We start from the raw sequence: 23754 nt of genomic DNA on the forward strand, positions 1-23754 counted from the left end.
TCAGTTCTTTATTGTCTACTTTTAACCCGTCTTTAGTATTCGTAGCTGGTATTTTTCAGTTGAGTTATAGAAAAACAGCACTAAGACCTGGTTTTAAATTATCGTAATCCCCTTTGAACAATGGGAAATAAGCAATCGCAAAAGGTACTGGTAGTAGACGATGAAGCTGACATTTTAGAGCTGCTAAAGTACAATCTGGCCAAAGAAGGTTATGACGTAAAGACGTCACTCGATGGTAGAAAGGCTGTTGAAATTGCCAAAACCTACCATCCTGACCTCATTCTGCTGGACATAATGATGCCTCATCAGGATGGTGTGGAGACATGCAGGCAGCTAAGAGAAATACCAGAGCTCAATAACTCATTCGTTATTTTCCTAACGGCACGGTCTGAAGAGTACTCGGAGGTAGCAGCTTTTGATATCGGAGCCGACGATTATATTACAAAGCCGATAAAGCCGAGGGCTTTAATGAGCAGGATAAACGCCTTGTTCAGAAGAGATTCTAAAAAGAAGAAGGACAACAATCAGGTATCGGCGGGTGATTTGAGTATTGACCGCACAAGCTACACTGCCACAATTGGAGAAGACAAAATCAACCTCCCAAAAAAGGAATTTGAGCTGCTGTACTTTCTCGCCCAAAACCCCGGAAAAGTGTTCAGCCGGGATGATCTGTTGCAGAACATTTGGGGCACCGACGTTTATGTGTTGGCACGCACAGTAGATGTGCATATCAGAAAAGTCAGAGAGAAAATAGGAGAAGGATATATATCTACCGTAAAAGGCGTTGGATATAAGTTTGAGGCTAACTAGGCTTTTATGTTGCTTAACTCCCGGGCTCTTGCGCTGCTGCTATCTGTTTCTATATCCGTTATTACTACCGCTTTTTTGTACCTGGTGCCTCAGGTAACCGTCACAGCCCTTTTTGTGGCATTTGGGCTTTCGTTTTCATCCTCCTATCTCTTGATTAGCCTCGTGCTCGAATTTCTTTTTTTTAAGGAAATCAATGGCATTAACGAAGCATTTGAAAACATAAGGAAAAAAGATTTCACGGAAGTAGATGATCCCTCTTCGAATCCCCTTAGTCCGCTTAATAGAATCAACGAAGAGATTTATTCCTACGCAAAAATCAAGCAGAGGGAAATTGACGAGTTGAAAAAGATGGAGGCTTTCAGAAGGGAGTTTCTTGCTGATGTTTCCCACGAGCTGAAGACACCCATTTTTGCCGCTCAGGGATTTGTGCACACACTTTTGGATGGGGCGGTAGAAGACAAGTCTGTTAGAATCAAGTTCCTGAAGAAGGCCGCCAAGAGCCTGGATGGCCTGGATATTCTGGTGCACGACCTGTTAACCATCTCCCAAATGGAGACCGGTGAAATAAAAATGCACTTTGAGGACTTTGACGTTCGGGAGCTTACCGAGGAAATATTCGAACAGTTTGAAGACAAAGCAGAGAAGAAAAACATCAAGCTTTGTTATACGAAGTTGGGGAAGGCCCCGATTTATGTTCACGCTGATTTTCAGAGAATCTATCAGGTGCTGACTAACCTCATTTCGAATGGTATCAAGTATACCAAGGATGAAGGTATGGTGGAGATCGATTTTGAAGAGGGAAAGCATGATGTAACGGTATTCGTGAAAGACACCGGGCGTGGAATACCCCCTGAAGACTTGAAGAGGGTTTTTGAACGCTTTTATAGGGTGGAGAAGAGCCGGTCGAAAGAGAAGGGGGGGACTGGTCTGGGGCTTGCCATCGTCAAGCACATTATCGAAGCCCATGGCAGCAAAGTCAGCGTTACCAGCACAGTAGGCAAAGGCTCCACTTTCTTTTTTAAACTCCGCAAGAGCGACGTGGAGGAAATTGAAGTACTCCGTGACGACTCACCAGACGAGGACGAGTAGTAACTGCCGCTACGAAAAAATAATAGGTTAAATTTTGGGTGATGCTTTTGAAGCAGCTATACTGCCGTAAGTCTGATGACACCTGCTGGACGGAAATAGCATTCACGTGGCGTGAACAAATACCGACTAGGCAAGTTTCAAATGGACAAGCAGACCCGAACAACCCAACCCATCAATGACAATCAGTGTAATCATTCCAACCTATAATGAAGAGCAGAATATCGTTCGTCTGATTGAAAGCCTGAAACGGCACGGTGATGACAGAAGTAGGGAAATAATTGTTGTGGATGGAGGGAGCAGTGACGCCACTGCCCGATTAGCGGCGGCTGCCGGGGCGGTTGTGGTTAAAACTGCCATTAGACGGCGATCGGTGCAAATGAATCTGGGGGCTGAAAAAGCCAGCGGCGATGTGCTCTACTTTGTGCACGCCGATGTTGTTGTTGAGCCCGACTATGTGACCGACATCTCCCAATCGCTCTCACTGGATTACGAAAGCGGCTGTTATCGCTATCGCTTCAATTCGAATAGTGTGTCGCTCAGAATCAATGCTTTTTTTACGAGGTTCCCATTTCTTTGGTGTCGGGGTGGTGATCAAACGCTTTTTATCACAAAGGAGCTTTTTTGGAATTTGGGTGGCTTTCAGGAGGACTATCGGATCATGGAGGACTATGACATCATAGAACGGATAAAGAAAAAAAGCAGCTTCCGGGTCATACCCAGGGAGATAGTAGTGTCAGCAAGAAAATATGACGCCAATAGCTACCTTCGGGTTCAATTTGCTAACTTTTTAGTTTTTAGCATGTATTTTTGGGGCGCTTCTCAGCATAGGCTGACAAGCCTTTATAAAAAACTACTCAAGACTGATCAATAGGTTCTATGGAAAGTTACATCACTGGAGTTCAGCAAGCAGGCATAGGTGTGCCGGATATCGATAAATACTGGCCCTGGTATAGTAAAATGTTTGGGCTGTCTGTTGCCATCTTCGACGATAGGGCTGAAGCGGCACTTATGACGCCCTACACCGGCGGAGAGGTGCATTCCAGAAGGGCCGTGCTGGCCTTGAACATGGCAGGCGGTGGCGGTGCGGAAATTTGGCAGTTTACAAGCAGAACACCCGGTAACTGCTCTTTTAACCCGGTGTATGGCGACCTGGGCCTTTTTGCCCTAAAGATCAAAACCCGAAACATTAAATCGTTTGTAGCACTTGCTCAAAGTGCCAAAGCGGAGGTGTCAGAGATTCTGACGGACGCTAAGGGGAGAGGGTATGCCTGGGTAAAGGATCCGATGGACAATATATTCCAGGTTGTTGAGATTTCAGAAGGCTGGTTCGGGGAGAATGGTAACCTAACCGGGGGTATTTTCGGAGCCGTTATTGGGGTTTCGTCAGTGGACAAATCGCTTCCATTTTACCAGACTTTGCTTGGCACGTCAGGCGTAGTGTTCGATGAAGAGGCCAATGGAGATAAGTTCGTCGATACTGGATCGCCAGCCGTCAGGCGGCTGGTGTTAAGTAAAACTCCCGGACAAGTGGGGGCATTTAGTCAGCTACTTGGAGGGATAGAGCTTGAGCTTGTTGAAAGGAAAGACGAAGCAGGAAAAAGAATTTTTGACGATACCAGATATTGGGGCGACTGTGGATTCATCCACCTTTGCTTCGACGTGCTGGATATGGAGCCTCTCCAGAACGTGCTGAACAAAGCTGGTCACAAATTTACCATTGACAGCAAAGGCACTTTTGCCATGGGAGAAGCCGGAGGCCGGTTTGCCTATGTGGAAGACCCTGACGGAGCCCTGATAGAGTTGGTGGAAACTCACAAAATCCCTATCATGAAGAAATATGGTTGGTTTTTGGATCTTACGAAGCGAAAGGGAAACAAGCCGTTGGCCAAGTGGATGTTCAAGGTGTTGGCCATGGCGAGCCCCAAAGCGAAAGCACTGGACTAGTTGCCTGCCTGAGGGATATTAGCTTCTCTGGTGTACCACTTTTTGATCACAACTTCTGTCGGCTTGTTTTGTGGCGTGTAGTCGTTGTTCTCCATTCCGCCAGCCTTAGGATGATCAGGATACCATTTCCAAAGAAACCCGCCAGAAAACCATGGCTCGTCCCAGAAAGACTGGAAGAGCGCTTCATACGTATTGCTTTGGGCCTGCAGGTTTAGTGGCTGTTCTTTCTCGTTCAATTCCCAATGCTTAGCTGCTGCATAGTCAGCGCTACGGTAGCCATATTCAGTGAACAGAATGGGTCGGTTAAATTTTTGTGAAAGTTTTTCCAGCGACTTTTTCGGCTCCGTCCAATTTTTCTTTAGTTGTTTTACGGAAGGCGTTTTTTCGTCGCTAATGGGGAAGTATGCATCAATGCCGATGTAGTCCACCTGTTCCCAGCAGCTCACCTCCATATAATTGTCCCAGTTGGCAGCATACGTTAGTTTACCTTTGAAGTTGGCTCGGCACGCAGAGGCAAGCTTTATCCAAAAGTCAGGTCTGTGAATGACTGCCTGATTGAATTCCGTGCCAATGCAAAAAATTTCAGCATTGAGAGAATCTGCCACCTTTAGGTAGGTCATCACATAGCTGAGGTAATTTTCTTCCCAGGCTGCCCACTCTGCCTCTGTTTCCAGTATGAAATCCCCGGGCCAGCCGTCACCCCGCACCCAAACATGCGGTTTCACCATGACTTTAAGGCCTTTTCTATGGGCAGCCACAATCTGTTGAGCAACGCCATTAGTCGTTTCCCCTCCCCACTGACGGGAATGATTGAAGTGCAGCTCTGAAGAATGACCGGGAGCAAAGGCAAAGGGAATAATGGCTACCCATTTGGCACCCACGCTGTCTAAGTGCTCAAGCTCTTCCCCCGGACTTACCTCTCTGCCGGCCACCAAAGACACACCGCTTATCTTTTGCCCCAAATGGACTGGGGCGTTTTGCATATAACAACCAGACAGCGTCGTGGCGATAAATGCTGAGACAAGTACAGAGAGTTTAAGATGATTCATAGCCTGAAGGCGAAATATTGAGAAATATGACACTTTTCAGGCGCAATTCAAATCATTCATCAACCGGTATTTCGCATGGCGCTTGCTATGGCATTGATGGTAATGAGCAAGTGAGTGAGGGTTACCTCCGTCTTGTCTGATCCTTCCTCTTTCTCTTTGCGCCACTTTTTAAGCAAGCTCACCTGTGTTTTGTGAAGGTTGTCCATTAGCGAAGCTCTCAAAAGACTGGAGTAGTAGTGGTTTCTACGCCTTTCCTTCATTGGTCTTCCCAAAAGGCCTTCAAGTGCTTCACTTGTTTTCTTTAACTCTGAAATAAAGATGTTGAGGAATTTGTCTCTCACTTTGTCATCAGTTACCAGCGAAGCATACTCCCTCATGATCGATTCATCGGTCGAAGCAAGGCTGGTGTCGATGTTGGTGAAAACATAACGGATGAGAGGATCAAACTTGATAGCTTTCTTGAACTCCGCATAGATTTCGGGCTGATTATCTCTCAAATTCTGTAGGGTAGAACCAACGCCAAACCAGCTAGTCATATTGTACCTCGACTGGCTCCAGCTAAATACCCACGGAATGGCTCTCAGATCCTCAAGCGATTTGGCACCGGACCTTCTCGCAGGTCGTGAGCCAATTTTACTGGATTCAATAGCATCGATAGGTGTAGCTTCTCTGAAAAACTGTATAAATCCTTCTTCGTGCATTAAGTTCTCGTAGTAGCCTTTGCTTTCGTTGGCAAGCTTTTCAAGAATTTCAGCCATTGGGTGATACTTTCTTTCGGTCACTCCGTCCAAAATAGTTCTGGCCGCAGTGCTTGCAACCAGCAGCTCCAGGTTGTATTCGGCGTTTACCTTATTGGCGTATTTTTGCGCTATGGTTTCGCCTTGCTCCGTCAATCGGATGGCACCCTGCAGGGAAGAATGGGGAAGGGCGTTAACGAAATAGTGCGTCGGTCCAGCGCCCCGGCTGATTGATCCACCTTTGCCGTGGAAGAACACAATTTTCACGCCCAGATCACGTCCAATTTGGCTCAACCGAGACTGTGCTTTGTACAGGTTCCACTGGCTGGCCATGATGCCACCATCTTTGTTGCTGTCGCTATATCCTACCATTACTTGCTGGAAGAGCGAGCTGGCCTGATTCTTAGTTTTTATGTATTTAATGCTTCTTTTGGTGAAAGGATGTTCCAAAAAGCCTTGTAAAATTTGGCCACCGTTTTCAAGGTCTTCGATCGTTTCAAGCAATGGAACCACAGGCAAAATACAAACGAGCCCTTCTTCCGATTGGGTTGTTAGTCCTGCTTCTCTCGCCAGCAGATAAACGGCTAGCAAATCGGAAACACTCCTGGTCATGCTGACAATGAGTGAACCAATGCCTTCTGAACCGTACTTTGAAATATGTTGCTCCACCACCTTGAGGCACTCCACCACCGCCTGGGCGTTTTCACCCACAGGAATATTCTTGTTGGCAAACGGCCGGTTGGAGGCTAGCTCTTTGTTGAGAAACGCCAGTCTCTCTTCTTCGTTCCACTGGAGGTACTCTGCTCCTTTCAGCCCGGCGGCGTCCATCAGCTGAGAAATAGCCTTGTCGTGAAATGCGCTGTTTTGCCGAATGTCGAGGCGGGCCAGGTGTAGGCCAAACGTTTCTACGATCCTAATGGCTCCTATCACCTCATCAAAGGCAATAGATTTGGCACCATAGTCTATCAAGGCGTCTTTTAAAATGGTGAGATCGTCTATGAGCTCTTTTGAACCCGCATAGGCGCCTTTGAAGTCTTGTAGCTCAGTGGCATGCCCCCTTTTGGTGTCAATGGGCAGTCGGGCCATCAGAATATTGACGAACTGGCGAAATGCTTCACCTTTATTGCGTTGCAAAGCTTCAATTCCTTTCTCACCCAACTCATGCATCAGGTGGTAAGCCCTCTCTCTTAGTGGGGGGTACACTTTATCAATATCGCAGGCCAGGCTAAGGTGCTTTACGAGCATAAGCAACCGGCGGCGAACTACCACGATGGCATTGAGTCTTAAGGTCTGTAGCGTTTCGGCGGTCACCTGGGCAGTCACCAGGGGGTGACCATCTCTGTCTCCGCCCACCCAGTCACCAAAGCTGATCTTCGGAAAGGCGGCGTTGTTGAGGAGAAGAGACCTCTCAAAACCTGCGTCGTCCCACGCTTGTATCATTCGACGGTCAAGCACCGGTATCACGTCAGGAAACACATTTACGAGATAGTGAAGTATATTCCTTAATTCCGAGGCTACGTCTGGTTTCTCAACATAAATCTCTCCTGTTTTCCAAAGGCGATACAATACCAGCTTGATATTATGTCTGATATTGTCCTTCTCCTTTTTCGTGTACATCTGGTTTTCACGCTGCACAATGAGGAGGTAAAGCTCCCTGTGGTGCTCGAGAACGGATGCACGTTTGGCTTCCGTTGGGTGTGCCGTGAGCACCGGCTCAATTGAAATCTCGGCGAGTTTGCTGGCAATGTCTTTTGGGCTGACTCCAGCCTCCTTGAGCGATTGTAAATTTTTGGCCCACAAACCACTGATGCTTGGTAGCGACTGGTCTTCCAAATGCCTGCGACTCTGCACAGCGGCATTCACCTCAACCATGTTTACTATTTGAAACACCAGTGAGTAGAGCTGAATCTCCTTTTCGGTAAGTTGATCAGTATTGCTAAAATTTATTTTGTTTATCCAGGGAATCTTGGAAGCAATGGCTTCTTCTCCGTTTTCGGATAGCGAATCCTTAAGGGCTTCCAGTAAAAAGGTCAAATCTTCGTAAGGCTTGCCAAGTTCAATCCTTACCTGTTCCAGCACGTCTCTCATACAACTATAATTTTTTAGATCGGCATGGCCTTTACCGGGGCTCAAGCCGACTGAGTGTAAATTAGGGCTTCCAAAAATAGTGATTCTTAATGGAAAGGCTATGTGAGTAGAGAGGAGATTAGTGCGGGTTGTGTAATTTTATGAAATTCTCAAATTTTTTGTGAAAAAATTGAAATAGTTTAATGTAGTGGTTGAGACTGCGCCGCCATCCATTAATTACGTAGAAGCTCGACACTGCATGTGCTACCTTACTACTATTCCGTTTTTTATTCCTTTGTCGTTGGCAGCAGGGTTATAAACCATCCCATTCACTACAGTGAACATAACCCTTCCATCTTTGGTGATGATAAATGTGGCAGGATCACCGAATGAGATGCTTTCATCAGGTGTTTGGTAAGCGCCGATAATGTTGATCGGCAAGTCAACATATCTCCCAACCAGCTTTCTCACCTTCACATAAGTGTACCCTTCCTGTAGCCAGTTGTCGATGTTGTCTGCTGGAATGGCCTCTATTGTTTCGAAAATGTCCGGGTAAACTTTCCCTGGCACGATCGTCATTCCGGTCGCATCAATTTCGTCGTAGCCAAAATAGACCGACATGTCGCCAAAGTCTTCAATATAACCCGCCACGTCATAGGTTCTAAGGTCTTCACGGGTGTTCTCCCTGAGTCTTATTGCCAAGTCCATAGTGTACCAGCTGTTTTCAAGCGCTAGCTGCCCATTTTTAACCAGCAGGTCTACGTAGTACCGGCCGTTTTCAGGTATTTTGAAATAGTCGTTGCTATCAAGCTTTTTGTAACTGCCGTCGGCTATGCTTTGCAGAGTGCCCAACAGAGCAAGAAAATGCACCTTTCTGATTACTTGCTTTTCAGGGTCGTCAGCGTAGGCACCGCATTCGATTAGTATTGTGCTGGTTCCCCACTTCTGAATGTTGTCACCAAACGCCCTCGGCTCAAAGGTGTCGTCGTACCTGGCGGTGTGGCCGGGCATGTAGTTTTGCACCAGGTTGTTAAGTTTGACCACGACTTGCAGGGCGGCCTTTCTTGATTCATTAATGTCTTTTGCTTCGTTATAGGCGGGTGCCAAAAAAGACAGAGACGCTGGCTTTCCGGTGCTGCCAGCACTGGTTGCCGAATTCTGGTCGTGTAGGTTGAAGCCGAAATCAGGATTCAGGCTGTCTCTGACATGCTTTAATAACCTTGCTTCCGGCGACTGTAGCCTTACAGCATCTCTGTTGATGTCAATACCCAGGGCATTTCTTCTTTGAAACTGCTCCGCCCCATCAGGATTGAGCATGGGAATGAAGTACAAAGTGACGCCTTTTAATAAGGCCTCCTTTTCTTTAGCAAATGTGCTTTTGTCAGAAAGGAAGTTGAAAAGGTCGAGCAGCACCCTCGTAGCGGTTGTTTCGTCCCCGTGCATTTGTGACCAAAGCAAAACTTTTACAGGGCCCGTACCGGCTTTCGCCAAATAGATGCTCCGGCCCTCTATGCTCTCACCTGCTTTGGTAACAGAGAAGCCTTGTTTTGTCTTAAGGTTCAAAAGAAGTGGCTCCACGTCGCCGTGTTTGAACCGCCTTACTGAGATGCTTTTCTCAGCGAAGTCGTCATAGGCTGTTTTCACTTTTGCCAGAAATTCATTCTGTTGGCCGAAAGCCTGCTGGCATAGCAATGCGGTAAGAAACAGGAAGGTTGATCTTTTCATATTGGGTTCTTTTCAACAAAGAAGGATAAATATCATCTATTGGCAACCTTAATTCAACCATTGGAGGCTTTTTGCTCTTTGTGTGATAGCTTTGTGGCCGGAATTAGTTTTGGTTCATGAAGAAAGAGAAATTTGAAGACTGGATTTTGTTTGAAAATGAGAACTACCTGCTGGTAAACAAGCCTCCTTTTCTTTCTACCCTCATGGACAGGCAGAGCGAACGCAATGTACTCGATTTGGCAAGAGGCTACGTGACTGATGCTCAGGTAGCGCACCGGCTCGACAAAAACACATCGGGAGTAATCGCTATCGCTAAAAACCCCGAGGCTTATAGAAGCCTGGCCATCCAGTTTGAAAAAAGGAAAGTGTATAAAATATATCATGCGCTGACGGATGGCATCCACAAGTTTGAAGACCACAAAGTGGCTGTTCCTTTGCTTACCACCGGAAAAGGTGAGGTGAAGCCCAGTCGAAAAGGAAAGGCATCAGAGACGATATTGAATTCTATAAAAGCGTTTTCCAACCACACCTTGTTAAGCTGCAAGCCACTGACGGGTCGGATGCATCAGGTAAGAGTGCATTGTGCTTATGCCGGAGCGCCTATTGCCTGCGATGAGCTATACGGTGGCAAGTGGCTTTACTTGTCCAGCCTTAAACGCAAGTTTAATATTGGGAAGTTCGAAGAAGAGCAACCCTTGATCAAGCGTTATGCGTTGCACGCTCATGAATTGGTCTTCAAAGACCTGGATGGAAAAAAAGTGGGAGCTGTGGCACCATACCCAAAGGACTTTGAGGTGCTGATCAAGCAGTTGGAGAAGAATAGCTGACCCCTGAGAAGTTGATTTTGGCAAGCGGCCGGAGCTAACTTAAATATTTTCAGGGCATTATTGTAATTCAATTTTTATACTTCTATCTTTGTGTCCCTTTTTGAGGGCAAGGTATATTCTGTACACAATAAAGAAATTAAAGCTGTTTCGATAAATGGATACGATAAGCTACAAAACACAGTCTCTAAGCAAGGCGAAAATTGAGAAGAACTGGGTAGTGATTGACGCTGCTGATCAGATTCTTGGTCGTTTTTCAAGCCGGGTGGCTAATGTTCTTCGTGGAAAGACAAAAGCTAGCTACACTCCGAATGCGGACTGTGGAGATAACGTGATCATTTTGAATGCCGAGAAGGTTCGCCTTACTGGTAAGAAAATGAACAACAAAACATACATCCGTCACACAGGTTATCCGGGTGGTCAGCGTTTTGCTTCACCTAGAATGGTGTTGGAAAAAGACCCAAGAAGACTTGTGGAGATGGCGGTAAGAGGAATGCTTCCAAAGAATAGCTTGGGCAGAGAGCAATTCCGTAACCTTTATGTTTATGCAGGCACTGAGCACCCTCATGCTGCACAACAACCAAAAGAAATCAAGGTAACATATTAGTATTTAGTTAATGGACGTAATCAATACCATAGGCAGAAGAAAGACCTCCGTAGCGAGACTATATCTTCAGAGCGGAAAAGGTACTTTCAACGTAAACGAAAGAAGCCTTGAAGAATACTTCCCTTCAGAAATTCTTCGTCTGATTGTTCAGCAGCCTCTTGAACTTACCAGCGAGTCGGGCAAGTATGATATCAAAATCAATGTTGACGGTGGTGGAATCAAAGGTCAGGCAGAAGCGATTCGTTTGGCAATTTCCAGGGCACTTTGCGAAATCAGCGAGGAGTTCCGTCCGGCATTGAAGAAGGAAGGCTTTCTTACCAGAGACCCTCGTATGGTTGAACGTAAGAAATACGGTCGTGCTAAGGCTCGTAGAAGATTCCAGTTCAGTAAGCGTTAATCAGTATTTCATATACTTTATATATAATTAATGGCTAATCTAGAATACAAGGACTTACTAGACGCTGGTGTTCATTTCGGACACTTAACGAGAAAGTGGGATCCCCAAATGGCTCCATATATTTTCATGGAGAAGAATGGAATCCATATTATCGATCTTAACAAAACGCTTGTGTGCCTCGAAGAAGCGTCTAAAGCACTCAAGCAAGTAGTACGTTCAGGCCGTAAGGTGATGTTCGTGGCTACGAAGAAGCAGGCCAAAGACCTGGTGGCTGATGAAGCAAGAAGGCTGAAGATGCCTTATGCTACTGAGCGCTGGTTGGGCGGTATGCTTACAAACTTTGCTACTATCCGCAAGTCATTGAAGAAAATGCAGGGTATTGACAAGTTGATGAAGGAAGAAAGCTTCACCGGCCTTGCCAAGAGAGAGCGTTTGATGGTGACTCGTGAAAAGGAGAAACTGGAAAGAGTGCTTGGCGGTATCGCTGACCTTACTCGTCTTCCTGCAGCTCTTTTCATCGTGGATATCAAGCGTGAGCACATAGCAGTGAAAGAAGCTCAAAAGCTGAACATTCCTGTGTTTGCTATTGTGGATACTAACTCAAACCCTAACGAGGTTGATTTCCCTATCCCAGGCAACGATGATGCTTACAAGTCTGTGAAACTAATTTTATCTTACATCTCTGAAGTAATTGAGGAAGGTCTCAACGAGCGCAAGAGAGAAAAAGACGATGCAAAGTCTAAAGAAGACGAAGATGAGAAGCGTCGGGTAGATGAAGTAGAGGCAGTAGAAGAATCAAAAGATTAATTTATAAATAGTGTATCCGGAAACGGATAGATTTTAAAAATTGAACATCGGAGATCCTTCGGTGTTCAATTTTTGTTTAAAGCATTTCAAAAAACATTAAAGGATAAATAACAATGGCAATCACTGCACAAGACGTAAACAAGTTACGGCAAATGACTGGCGCCGGCATGATGGATTGTAAGAAAGCACTTACAGAATCGGACGGTGACTTCGAAAAAGCAATAGAGATTTTGCGGAAAAAGGGACAGAAGGTTTCTGCTTCCCGCTCTGATCGTGAAACTACAGAAGGATCCGTTTTTGTGCGCACTAACGACAGCAATACAAAAGCAGTTCTCATCTCCCTCACTTGCGAAACAGATTTTGTTGCTAAAAACGAAGAGTTCGTTAAGCTTGGGAATACGATAATCGACCTTGCATTTGCTAAGTCTCCAGCTTCGGTAGAAGATTTGAAGGCACTTAAGGCTGGCGATCTTACAGTCGACGAGAAGATCATAGAGCTTGTTGGTAAGATTGGTGAGAAGCTTGAAATTTCTGCTTACGAAGTGATGGAAGCCGAAACAGTAGTTTCTTATATCCACGCAGGCAGCAAACTTGGCGTTTTGGTAGCCCTAAAAGGCGGAAACAGCGCCGACGTGATTGACGCTGGTCGTGACGTGGGTATGCAGATTGCAGCCATGAACCCAATTGCAGTGGATCAAAACAGCGTTGACAAAGCCGTTATTGAGAAGGAAATCGAGATTGGAAAAGACATCGCTCGTCAGGAGGGTAAGCCAGATGAAATGGTAGAGAAAATTGCTCTTGGCAAGCTCAACAAGTTCTTCAAAGAAAGCACATTGCTTAGCCAGGCTTTTGTAAAAGACAACTCCAAAACGATCGCTCAATACCTTGATAGCGTTCAAAAGGGATTGACTGTCACTTCGTTTAAGAGAATTTCAATCGGTTAAATTTTATATTATCATTAATAGATAGCAAAAGCGCCCTCATTTGAGGACGCTTTTTTATTGTCAAGCCTTCAACCTGTCAAGCGCCAACTGATAGGCTTGATCATAATACTTCGTTAGGGTAGTCCAGTCGAAATACACCGACGTGCTCTCTACCTTGTTTCGCAAGGTGATTCTTTCCCTCCGGTTCATATTGATAAACTTGTACATTTGGTAAGCAAGCTGGTCGGCCGACTGATTGAAGTTTCTTTTCTGCCGGTTTACCACATAAATCCCGTTGCTGGCATGGTCTTTCATGTTATGCAATACGTAGTCGCCAAACCCAGCCAGGTCGCTTGTGATGGCAGGTACCCCGCTGGCAATACATTCAAGCGGAGTGTAGCCCCAGGGCTCGTAGTAGCTTGGGAAAACGCCCATGTGACAACCTCGTACAAACTGGCCATACTCCATGCCAAACAGCGGGTTGGTGGAGTTTACAAAGTCGGGGTGATACACAATTTTCACTCTGTCATCCTCATGGTTGAGAAGGCTGGATGTTCTAAGAAAGTTAAGGATATCGTCGCCACCATCGTCTACCAGGTTGTGAGTGACCACCGGCGGTAATTGATCCGTCTTCCAGCTTTGCAAAAGTCTTCTGTAGCGCAATCTCCAATAGTCATCAACAAAGTCGTTGAGCATGGGTAAACGGTGGTCGCTGCTGGAGGCGGCCGAGTAGAACAATCTTTCGCCTACCTGTTTTTTGATAGCGTCTGTTGTTTGGCGCAACTCTTCGAGCACAGCCCGGCTGTGCAGAATATCCGGATTGATGCTGTGGAATGGCTGCTTTGTGATGAAAAACATGACGACGGTCATTTCGCTGCCTTCATTTTTCAGCCTCCAGTTGAGGCGAGCCAGCGCCTCAAGGGCCAGATCAAACCCTTTGTTTTTGTATTCATACCTGCCCGAGGTAAAGAAATACAGTGTATTGTCCAGGTCGAAAGTGTAGCTCTTGAAGAAGTGAGCCATAGCAAACTGGTGTATTTTTTCCTTGTACTCCCGGTGAAGGTTCTGGAATTCATGCAGTGCCTCAAACCGTTGATTGTTAATGCCGTTGGGCAGGATTACATCGGGCGTTCTGCCAAGCAGGTACTTGCACTCCTGCGCTGTAACGTCAGAAACTGTGGTGAACACCTGAGCTCCGTGAGCCGCTGCTCTTTCCAGGTTGGCGATGGCCTCTACGTTGAAATTGGTTGCCTCTTTGGACCAGTCCATGAATGGGAGGTGCTGGTAGAAGTCGGCACTGTTCATGGCAAGGTAGCGGCCCAGTAAGGTGGCGTGAGTTGTAAACACCGTTGATATTGGCATCTTCTGCCTTCTGATGTCCGGAATGCATGACGCAGCCATCCATTCGTGAAAGTGCGCTATGATCTTTTTCTTTTTGGCGGCACCCAGCGACAGTTCTTCCAGGAAGATTTTAACACACTCTCCAAAGGCAACCACCTGGTCAATCAGGTGATCCTCGGCAGGCGTGGTGATCCCATGGTGTTCCCACAGTAAGTATTTGATTTCACCAAGCTTGTTCCAAATGCTGCCGAGGTTAAATAGAACAGCTTTTGGGCGCCCTGTCACAAGCCAATGGCCATAGTGTACTTCAAATCCCTTTTCCCGCATTTTAAGAACGGCCTTACCAAAAGGGTCAGAGAAATCGTCAATTGGGTCAAATTCAGCTGATACCTGGTGCTTAAAGTACGGCCCCAGCAGGCAGTAGTTGTCTCCCCATTTGGGCATGGTGGCCGGTACCTTGGAGCGTATTACTGTATAGATTCCACCCACCTGATTAAGGACCTCCCAGGCTATCTCCACAAGAAGGGTGTCTTTCATTTCCTTTTTGCCAATTCTCTTTAATGCTTTTACAGCTTTTGCTTCCTGGCCTTTGGTCGTGCTCATAGTAGGGTGCTTAGTAGGTATATATGTAGGGTCTCCAATGCGCTAGGTAAATTATAACTATTTTTTTAAGGAAGAAATTACTGAGCCAGTATTGAGTGGTAAAATCATCAATAGGAAAAATTGTTTCCATATTTCTTCATTAGGCACTATTTTAAATAGTGCTGATATGAAAGGGGTTTTTCACTTGGGGCTGAGTTTTGCGTTCAGCACCGACTGGCTCGTATGGTTTTGACCGGTGTTGCCACCATGTCTGCCCGATCAACAAATTTTGCAATCGTTTGCGCTATAAATTTTATATTTTTATATAGAGCCGATATGTGGAAGTTTTTATGTAATCTTTTATGAATATATTTTCTTTGTCCTCCATATAGTATTTTTTATCATGGCCTGTTATTTTATATAACATCTATGTACGTATTAATTTTTGTTGACAGCAAAAATATTTTTTTGCCCTCTCCCCATTTTGATTTTCTCCTACCAACAAAATGCTATATTTGAAATATTCTCTTCAAACGGGGGTAATTGACCGTCGTTATTGAAGTATTTATAAAATAGACAACATTAGTTTAAGATTTTACTAACACACGCTATGAGCATTCAAAGAATTGAACGTATAGAAGAGGTGTGGAAGCCCATTGATGAATTTTCGAACTACGAAGTATCCAACAGGGGTCGTATCAGAAGCAAAGACCGTGAGACTTTTCACAGGGGAAGCCAAACGATGATGAAGGTGAAAGGCAAGGTGATGAAGCAACGATGGAATAAATCGTGTAAGTGCTTTTTCCTGGACCTTCTCAATGATGACGGGAAAAGGAGAACTGTTTATCCGCACAAGGAAGTTGCAAAAGCTTATTGTATCAATGTTCTTCCGGATGAATACAATATGATTATTCATCTTGACAATAATCCCCGCAACAACGACTCGACCAACCTGGAGTGGGTAAGTTCTTCTGAACACATGGCTTTCCAGTTTGAGAACGGAAACAAAGACAACTACAAGGTTTGGAAGATCAGGAAGCGACGCTACAAAAATGGATTTAAGCCGGACACCACATTTAAAGGACGTCCAAGAAAAGACGAGGTTTATGTTGACAGCGAAGTGGAAGTGGAGGAGGAAATGCTTGAGGCAGTAGAATAAAAAAAAGAAGGGCTTGTGCCCTCCCTTTTCCATCAACCAACCGTAAACTAAAAACTATATCCTTTTGCCAGTATGCGGGTGTTAAGTAACTGCTTAAAATCCCGAGACGCAGGAGTATATTTTAACCTTGAGATTCGTGGCAGAGTAGATTTTTCCGTTGTTGTCGTTCAGTATCCACTTTGCGTATTGTTATTTTCTATTTTGAGTTCTTGACCTTTTTGCCTGCCTGATTGCAGACACCTGTTAATAGCCAAACGACGTGCCAACTTTTGTAAGTAGCTGAAAAACAGTTATTTGTGTGATAGGTCATGTATGTTATCCTGGCGGACTGTCCGAAAATGATACAGGCATAGGCCGGTGATGTACAGTGCAACCATTAAAAATGGTTTTACGTACCACTACTCTTTCACGAGAAGCATGGCTCCGTAGCTATAGCCACCACCAAAAACGGTTACCACTATTTTGTCTTCGTTTTTGAACTCCTGCCAGTGCTCGGATATGCCAATTGCAGCACCTGCGCACCCGGTGTTGCCAAGGTACTGTACGTTTGAAATAGCTTTCTCAGGTGATAGCTTCAGGTTTTCCGCCACATTCTTTGTTATCCTGTGGTTGGCCTGGTGAGGTATCAGGTAAGAAAGATCATCAAGTGTGTAGTTATTCCTTTCAATGATGTCTCTGGTGGCCGATGCCATATAAGAACAGGCGTTTAGAAACACATCTTTTCCATAGGGCATTTCAATACCACCGTGGAGGGGTCTCAAAGTAACTCCCTCCAGGCCCCTTCCCACATGGGCGGCACCTCTGGTGAAAATTTCTTTCACAGCCAAACTTGGAGTAGTTGGCTTGTCTTTGGTCACCAGCAAGGCACTGGCACCATCACCCCAAAGATGGCCGGCTTTGTGGTCATGTTCGTTGTGGTAGGCCGTGTTATGCTCGGAAAGGACAACAAGCGCATTTTTTGACTTTCCCATTGCCATATAACCCTCCACAATCTCCATGGCGTTGAGGAACGAAGAGCAGGCAGATGAAATGTAGACCACTGCTGCATTCGTTGCATTGAGGTAATGCTGTGTCTTGTGGGCAAGTGTAACGATGGTGTCGTAAGGAGTGTAAGAAGCGCCTACGATCAGATCGACTTGCTGAAGAGGAAAATCTATTTGTTTTTCGAGCGCTTTGACGGCCTCAAGAGCCATTGTTGCCGTGTTTTCTTCCACACCGGCCTTTCGCCTTTCAGAAATGCCAGTTCTTTCTACGATCCACTCGTTTGTAAGGCCGTTTAGATCGGCGAAGTATTGATTCGTAACTCGCTGGCTGGGAATATAATGTGAGATATCTCTAATGTACATGTATCCTGTGTGCTAGGATTTTGCCTCAAAATAAACACTTTCGGGTCTATTAACCTTGTTATTTTTTATGTTTGGCTACAAAAAACAAACCGGACAGTAGTCTGCCCGGTTGTTTAGAGATTGATTAGTCCTTAGTCAGAATTTATTTTTGAGTTTTTCTTTTTTAGGTCGCTTTAACGACCGCCATTTCGTCATTATCTTTTGGCAACCTGATGGGTTAAGTTGTGCTTGGCATTAGCTGATGGTTGACCCTGGCTAGCCTCCCACAGTATTGTTAGGCCAAGCATAATTGCCAGACTAGCCCACACATTTTTACTGAGTAACATTTGCCGTAACATTTCATTTAAAATTTGATGTCCTGATTATTTTGAGTTGTTGACCTGTAACATGTTAGCCAATTGCTATGCCAAAAATTGCAAATACTTGGTAATCAGTTATTTGAATATTTGTAGCGAACTGTCTGTGTCCGTTTTTGCAACACTTTTCTTTCAGGAGTGTACAGCTTTGTTGTTAAACTTGTAGTTTTAGCTGACCAGCAAACCGGCTATAGCCTGTGAATCCGCAGCCGGGAAATTACTTGGGACTTACTTTCATGGAAAATTCTCCAAGTTTTAGATCAATTTTCATAAATTCAGGAAACAACATCCGTATGATCTCGACTGAAGCAATTGAAATTCCTGAAAACATCAGGTCTAAGTATGATCCAAGATCACTCGTAGAATGGTTTTTTCATTGGGAAAAAGAGACACCTGATCGTGTTTTTTTACGACAACCCAATGGGGATCAATGGATCGAATACACCTGGAAACAAGTGGGGGCCGAAGCCCGCAGAATGACTTCTTATTTAAAGAGCCAGGGCCTTGTAAAGGGAGACCATGTTGGGTTGATTTCCAAGAACTGCTCCCACTGGATTATTGCCGACCTGGCGATCATGATGGGCGGTTATATCTCAGTTCCCCTATACCCAAATCTGGTAGGCGAGCAGCTGAACCAGGTGCTGGAACACAGCGAAGTGAAGCTGCTTTTTGTTGGAAAAGTAGATGAGTGGGACAGTATGAAGAAGGGTATTCCTGAAACACTGCCTTGCCTGACTTTACCTGAAAGCCATGTAGACGACTACGACAAGTGGCAGGACATTATCGCAATGAATGATCCTTTGACAGAAAGCAATATTCCGGATGAGCTGGATTTGTGCACCATTATTTACACATCGGGAACGACCGGTTCGCCGAAAGGTGTCATGTATAACCACAAGCAACTGAAGTTCACTGCCGCTGCCGCAAAGTATGTGATAAATTTTGGAGATAAGCGTCATCGTTATTTCTCCTACCTTCCATTGTGCCATGTGGCAGAGCGAATGATTATTGAGTTGGGTGCCCTCCATTGTGGCGGAGTTATTTCATTTGCTGAATCGTTGGATACGTTCATGCAGAACCTTTCAAATGCACAGCCTACCATGTTTTTTGCCGTGCCTCGTATCTGGACCAAATTTCAAATGGGCGTTTGGGAAAAAATGCCACAGTCGAGGCTGGATTTTCTATTGAAGCTGCCAATTATTTCAGGAATTGTGAAAAAGAAAATTCGGACGGGCCTTGGTCTCAATGAGGCAGAGTATTGCCTTACTGCCGCCGCTCCCTGTCCACCGTCACTCCACAAGTGGTACAATGCGCTGGACATTCAGTTGCTTGAGCTGTACGGTATGACGGAAAACGTTGGTGCCTGCACGCTGATGCACCCTGACAATGTTAAAATGGGTACTGTTGGCCTGCCTTATCGTGGTTCTGAACTCAAAATAGAGGCTGAAACTGGTGAGATTCTTATGAAGGCTCCATGGTTGATGCAGGGATACTATAAAGAACCCGCAATGACGGCTTCGGTGCTCAAAAATGGTTGGCTGCATACAGGTGATATGGGAGAGATTGACAGTGATGGTTTCCTGAAAATTACAGGACGGGTAAAAGACACTTTTAAAACAGCCAAAGGCGAATACATAGTGCCGGGGCCTATTGAATGGGGTTACTCGCTCAATGGGTTCATAGAACAAATATGTGTTTTGGGCAGGGGGCTCCCGCAGCCAGTGGCATTGGTGGTGATTTCAGACAAGGCACTTAAAAAGAATAGAGCTGAAATAGAAAAATCGCTTGCGGATACCATGAACATGGTGAACAAAGACTTGGTAGACTACGAAAGAGTGAGGAAGGTGATTGTGATGAAGGAGCCCTGGACGATGGAAAATGGCATATTGACGCCCAAAATGAGCATAAAAAGAAATGTTTTAGAAGGGAAATACGAAGAAAATTTGCAAACTTGGTACGCAACAGAGAATACTGTCATCTGGACATAACTTTTCTGTTTTGTGCTTATCAATTTCAGGGACCCTGTTGAATCTTTCAGCAGGGTTCTTTTTTGCAAAAAAAAAACGATTTTGATAAATGTTACAGGTCTGAAAGTGCTCTCAGAAACTTCTTCGGAAGGTTGCAGTTCTCCTCACCAAAGTGCCTTGTGTCCACTAACTCGAAAATCTTCCAGTTGCCATCTTTGTCTTTGAATAGAAGAAAAGCGTCGACTCCACAATGGGAAAATTTGTCGCCAGCGAAGAAGGCGTACTTAGTCCAAACCTGGGCCAGCCTGCCATCTATTTCTACCCTAATATCCCAAAGTGGTTCATCGTACATGACTTCCCTGGGTTTAGCCATGGCCTCAAAAAATTTGGTCATATCATCTGACCTGAGACTTTCTTTTCCAGCCTCTCTGTCCATTACGGTATGAAGCTGTGCATTGGGTGTAAACATTTTGTGGTAGCCGGTGGTGTCAGCCTTCCTCATGCCTTCAAACATGTTGAAAACCACTGAAAGCACCTCCTTCTGATCGGCCGAAAACTTGGTTTTCTTTTGTGCTGTTACCGAACTGGCTGCACACACGATTATTGCTGCGATGGCCAAAAAACGATTCATATTTGGGTTAAATTAGATTTCACGTCTTAAAACTTCAAGAGGAGGATTATTCACTACTTCCCTGCTGTTAGTCACGCCTATGGCTACTGTCAGTGCTGTAATGCCTCCAATTATTGCAAGAAGAGGCAACCACACAGGGCTGAAAGTGGACTCGAAGAGGAAGTAGGACAGGGCCCAGGATCCGGCTAGTGACAGTAAGATGCCAGAGCACGAGGCGAAAACTCCCAGAAACAAGTATTCGAGGCCTGCTATTGTCAGCACCTGCCTGCGGCTAGCACCCAGCGTTCGGAGAAGAACACCTTCCTGTATGCGCTGAAACTTGCTAATGACAACAGAGGCAATGAGGACCAAAATGCCGGTTGAAATGCTCAAGAGTGCCATGAACTGAATAACGAAGGACACCTTTCCCAAAATATCGTCGAGTGTTGACAGGATCAGCTGAAGATCGATGATGGAAACGTTGGGGTAATTCCTTACCACTGCCTGCTGAAACCTGGCCGAAAGCTCGTTGTTTTCAACCCTGGTTATCAGTACGTGAAATTGAGGCGCTTTTTCGAGTACTCCTTCAGGAAAGATAACCAGGAAATTGGTTTGCACCCTGTTCCAATCGATGCGCCTGAGGCTGCCCACGTAGGTCTTGATGAGAGCGCCCTGCACATTGAACAGCATTTCATCACCCACTTTCACTCCCAGGTTTTCGGCATAGCCGTCGCTCATGGAAATAAAAATGGTGTCGTTGGGGCTCTCCATTTTGCCAAGCCATTTGCCTGCAATGATCTCTTCTGAGTCGATGAGCGAATCTCTATAAGTAATTCTATACTCTCGATTGTAAGCCCAGTCGGGGAGGCCAAGGGTGGTGTCAGCCTCCGCTTCTTTTTTGGTGTGGCCTTTTAATTCTTCGAGCCGCATGGTCACCACTGGCACGTCCTGTATTACCGGGAGATCGTAGTCAAGGGTCATCGCTTTGATGGCATCTTTTTGATCGGACTGTATATCGAAAAGCACCATGTTGGGCCGGTCGCCCGCACCGGTGATGCTTACCTGACTGATGAGAGACTGCTGAACAAGGTAAAGCGTTGAAATGAGGGCTGTGCCAAGGCCAACTGTGATAATCAAGATCATTGTTTGGTTCTGAGGCCGGAAAAGGTTGGCCAGGCCTTGCCGCCACACATAACTCCAGGTGATAGGAAAAAACTTTTTTACTGACCATGTGATTAGCCTGGCTACACCAGCAAGCAAAAGAAAAGCTGCAATCAGACCTCCTGTAAACGACAAGGCATCGAGAATAGAGCCAATTTGCCACCAGGCAAAGCCAAGAATGAAAGCCAGGATTGCCGCATAAACGGGGTAGATGCCACGAGTAGAATCAGGAACGGCTCCATCAATTCCCGCCCTTATTGCCTGCAAAGGAGCTACCTTACGGATGCGAAGAAGCGGAGGAAGCGCAAATAGCACGGAGATTGACAAACCCAGCGCAATGCCCTGCAGAATGGCTGACCACGAAAGGGCAAAATCGACAGTGACTGGAAGGAAGTCTTTGAGTACACCTGGCAGGTACATTTGCAGGACTGATCCCAGCACGCTTCCAATGATGCCGCCCAGCAAACCGATTGATGCAATTTGGATAAGGAAAATAAAGAAGGCCTGGATAGACGTGCCGCCGAGGCATCGAATAACTGCCACAGACGTAATTTTTTCTTTGATATAGATGTGGACGGCACTTGCCACGCCAATGCAGCCTAGTAATAGCGCAACAAAGGCTACCAGGTTCAGAAAGCCCGTCAGGTCTTTGAATGCCCGGCCCGTGTCTTCTTTCTGTTCTTCGACGGTGTCGTATCTCCAACCTAATTGGTCAAACCTTTTTTCATACGCTTCCTCAACGGTTTTTACATAGGCTTCGTCGTCGAACCTGAAGTACTCCATGTAGTTGATGCGGCTGCCCTTTTGCAGGAGGCCGGTTTGCTCCACGTATTCGTAAGGGATATACACCACCGGAGCAACGCTCGTGGTGATGCCCGTTTGACCCGGTATTTTCTGAAGTCGACCCACAATCTCAAACGACTCCGTGCCCACTTTTACTTCGTCTCCCACCTCTACTCCGAATTGTAGCATGAGTGTTTGGTCAACCAAGGCCTGCTTCTTTCCACGGAAAGACCTGGCAGCCTCTACTGGGTCGGTTTCGATGGCCCCATAGTACGGAAAGTCACCTTCCAAAGCTCGCACCTGCACCAGCCTTGTGCCCTGGCTCCTGGGGAAGTAGATCATGGAGGCAAAGTAGCATTCGCTGGAGCGCTCGGTGCCAATAGAATCCAATAGCGGCTGGTAGTCTTCCGTAAATGGCTGGCTCGATCTTACTACCAGGTCTGCCCCTAATAGTCCTTTTGCCTGGTCATTGATGGCAGAGAAAAGAGAGGATTTGAACGAGTTAATGGCTACAAGAGCGGTGATGCCAAGGATGATAGAAGAGGTGAAAAGAAAAAGCCGGGAGCGGCTTCTTCGGCTGTCTCTCCACGCCATTTTCCAAAGCCAACTTTTGCTGTACTCAGGTCGGTTGATGCTGATTTTGCTATCCATTACGCTTGCGCAGCCAGTGCCGATTCGGTGAGTTCAATTACTTTTCCCCCTTTCAGCCGGAGGATGCGGCCGGTTTTTCTAGCCAGTTCCATGTTGTGGGTAACCAGCACCAGGGTAGTGCCTTGCTCCTTGTTAATTTGGAAGAGAAGCTCCTCCACTTTTATTCCGGTTTCTTCATCCAGGTTGCCAGTGGGTTCATCGGCAAAGAGGATTTCAGGGTCGTTGGAGAAGGCTCTGGCCAACGCCACCCGCTGCTGTTCGCCACCGGATAGCTGAGTAGGGTAATGGTGAAGCCTGCTGCCGAGCCCAACTCTTTCGAGTAGCTCAATGCTTTTGGCTGCTACGCCTTTTTCACCTCTCAACTCAAGCGGCACCATCACATTTTCCAATGCCGTGAGCGTGGGGAGTAGTTGAAAGTTTTGGAAGATAAAACCGACGTGTTGGTTGCGTACCCTTGCCCGGTCATCTTCATCAAGTGCATCGAGTTTGATACCACACACCTCGACGCCGCCTGACGAGGCTCTGTCGAGACCGGCGCAAAGCCCGAGCAGCGTTGTTTTGCCACTACCTGAAGGGCCGACGATGGAGAATGTTTCGCCTTTTGCCAGATCGAAGGAAACATCATCGAGAACGGTGAGTGAGCCTGTGGCGCTTGAATAAGACTTGGAGAGGTTGGTTACTTTAAGAATAGATGACATAATAGCCAAAACTAAAATAATTTCAACAGATGATTTGCTTTAACAACGGAAAAGGAGGGGTGTTGTTCCGTGTATTATACCAGTGGGGCAAAAAATAAAGCCGACAATCCTGTCGGCTCTA

At 45.9% G+C, this 23754-nt stretch carries 19 protein-coding genes; 11 read left to right on the plus strand and 8 right to left on the minus strand.

Annotated elements, in window-relative coordinates:
* Nucleotides 1-120 precede the first annotated feature (120 nt).
* The 4 genes from GC130_RS00990 (at nt 121) to GC130_RS01005 (ending at nt 3843) form a co-directional block, all read left to right on the plus strand.
* Nucleotides 121-810: a response regulator transcription factor gene (locus GC130_RS00990; protein WP_151996371.1), complete on the plus strand. Its 690-nt coding sequence runs from the start codon at nt 121-123 to the stop codon at nt 808-810.
* A gap of 6 nt (nt 811-816) precedes the next feature.
* On the plus strand, nt 817-1899 hold the full coding sequence (locus GC130_RS00995; protein ID WP_151996372.1) for a cell wall metabolism sensor histidine kinase WalK: 1083 nt from the start codon (nt 817-819) through the stop codon (nt 1897-1899).
* 175 nt (nt 1900-2074) lie between these two features.
* Nucleotides 2075-2770 (plus strand): TIGR04283 family arsenosugar biosynthesis glycosyltransferase, encoded by a 696-nt coding sequence (locus GC130_RS01000; RefSeq protein ID WP_151996373.1) that lies wholly within the window; start codon nt 2075-2077, stop codon nt 2768-2770.
* Nucleotides 2771-2775: 5 nt separating this feature from the next.
* On the plus strand, nt 2776-3843 hold the full coding sequence (locus GC130_RS01005) for a VOC family protein (protein WP_151996374.1): 1068 nt from the start codon (nt 2776-2778) through the stop codon (nt 3841-3843).
* On the opposite strand, the gene GC130_RS01010 is transcribed toward GC130_RS01005, so the two are convergent.
* The 3 genes from GC130_RS01010 to GC130_RS01020 all read right to left on the minus strand — a co-directional run bounded on the left by GC130_RS01010 (nt 3840) and on the right by GC130_RS01020 (nt 9421).
* Nucleotides 3840-4892 (minus strand): hypothetical protein, encoded by a 1053-nt coding sequence (locus tag GC130_RS01010; RefSeq protein WP_151996375.1) that lies wholly within the window; start codon nt 4890-4892, stop codon nt 3840-3842. The genes GC130_RS01005 and GC130_RS01010 overlap by 4 nt on opposite strands.
* A 59-nt stretch (nt 4893-4951) precedes the next feature.
* Nucleotides 4952-7717, minus strand: coding sequence for a phosphoenolpyruvate carboxylase (locus GC130_RS01015; protein WP_151996376.1), 2766 nt, complete (start codon nt 7715-7717; stop codon nt 4952-4954).
* Between the two features lie 243 nt (nt 7718-7960).
* Complete coding sequence (locus GC130_RS01020; RefSeq protein WP_151996377.1) at nt 7961-9421, minus strand: M14 metallopeptidase family protein; 1461 nt, start codon at nt 9419-9421, stop codon at nt 7961-7963.
* A gap of 116 nt (nt 9422-9537) precedes the next feature.
* On the opposite strand from GC130_RS01020, the gene GC130_RS01025 reads away from it, so the two are divergent.
* From GC130_RS01025 to tsf, 5 genes are all read left to right on the plus strand, one after another.
* Nucleotides 9538-10248 (plus strand): RluA family pseudouridine synthase, encoded by a 711-nt coding sequence (locus GC130_RS01025; RefSeq protein ID WP_151996378.1) that lies wholly within the window; start codon nt 9538-9540, stop codon nt 10246-10248.
* 154 nt (nt 10249-10402) lie between these two features.
* Nucleotides 10403-10852, plus strand: a complete 450-nt coding sequence (rplM, locus tag GC130_RS01030) for a 50S ribosomal protein L13 (RefSeq protein WP_151996379.1) — start codon at nt 10403-10405, stop codon at nt 10850-10852.
* Nucleotides 10853-10862: 10 nt separating this feature from the next.
* Entirely contained in the window at nt 10863-11249 is a 387-nt protein-coding gene (rpsI, locus tag GC130_RS01035) for a 30S ribosomal protein S9 (protein WP_151996380.1), read from the plus strand.
* 30 nt (nt 11250-11279) lie between these two features.
* The gene (gene rpsB, locus GC130_RS01040; RefSeq protein WP_151996381.1) at nt 11280-12056 is read left to right on the plus strand and encodes a 30S ribosomal protein S2; all 777 of its coding nucleotides are present in this window, start codon (nt 11280-11282) and stop codon (nt 12054-12056) included.
* Nucleotides 12057-12169: 113 nt separating this feature from the next.
* Nucleotides 12170-13000, plus strand: coding sequence for a translation elongation factor Ts (gene tsf / locus GC130_RS01045; protein ID WP_151996382.1), 831 nt, complete (start codon nt 12170-12172; stop codon nt 12998-13000).
* A 60-nt stretch (nt 13001-13060) separates the two neighbouring features.
* On the opposite strand, the gene GC130_RS01050 is transcribed toward tsf, so the two are convergent.
* Nucleotides 13061-14923: a glycosyltransferase gene (locus tag GC130_RS01050; protein WP_151996383.1), complete on the minus strand. Its 1863-nt coding sequence runs from the start codon at nt 14921-14923 to the stop codon at nt 13061-13063.
* Nucleotides 14924-15512: 589 nt separating this feature from the next.
* Between GC130_RS01050 and GC130_RS01055 the strand changes: the two genes are divergently transcribed.
* Entirely contained in the window at nt 15513-16061 is a 549-nt protein-coding gene (locus tag GC130_RS01055) for an NUMOD4 domain-containing protein (protein ID WP_151996384.1), read from the plus strand.
* A 398-nt stretch (nt 16062-16459) separates the two neighbouring features.
* On the opposite strand, the gene GC130_RS01060 is transcribed toward GC130_RS01055, so the two are convergent.
* Nucleotides 16460-17407 carry a 3-oxoacyl-ACP synthase III family protein gene (locus tag GC130_RS01060; protein WP_151996385.1) on the minus strand — a complete coding sequence of 316 codons (948 nt, stop codon included), beginning with the start codon at nt 17405-17407 and terminating at the stop codon, nt 16460-16462.
* A gap of 649 nt (nt 17408-18056) precedes the next feature.
* Between GC130_RS01060 and GC130_RS01065 the strand changes: the two genes are divergently transcribed.
* Entirely contained in the window at nt 18057-19751 is a 1695-nt protein-coding gene (locus GC130_RS01065) for an AMP-binding protein (RefSeq protein ID WP_151996386.1), read from the plus strand.
* A gap of 91 nt (nt 19752-19842) precedes the next feature.
* Here the strand turns inward: GC130_RS01065 and GC130_RS01070 are convergent, their stop codons facing one another.
* The 3 genes from GC130_RS01070 to GC130_RS01080 are packed head-to-tail and all read right to left on the minus strand — an operon-like array spanning nt 19843 to nt 23633.
* Nucleotides 19843-20361 carry a nuclear transport factor 2 family protein gene (locus GC130_RS01070; RefSeq protein ID WP_151996387.1) on the minus strand — a complete coding sequence of 173 codons (519 nt, stop codon included), beginning with the start codon at nt 20359-20361 and terminating at the stop codon, nt 19843-19845.
* Nucleotides 20362-20373: 12 nt separating this feature from the next.
* On the minus strand, nt 20374-22935 hold the full coding sequence (locus GC130_RS01075; protein WP_151996388.1) for an ABC transporter permease: 2562 nt from the start codon (nt 22933-22935) through the stop codon (nt 20374-20376).
* Nucleotides 22935-23633: an ABC transporter ATP-binding protein gene (locus tag GC130_RS01080; RefSeq protein WP_151996389.1), complete on the minus strand. Its 699-nt coding sequence runs from the start codon at nt 23631-23633 to the stop codon at nt 22935-22937. The genes GC130_RS01075 and GC130_RS01080 overlap by 1 nt, the downstream gene beginning before the upstream one ends.
* Nucleotides 23634-23754: the final 121 nt, after the last annotated feature.

The organism is Imperialibacter sp. EC-SDR9 (assembly GCF_902498805.1).
Classification (GTDB): domain Bacteria; phylum Bacteroidota; class Bacteroidia; order Cytophagales; family Cyclobacteriaceae; genus Imperialibacter.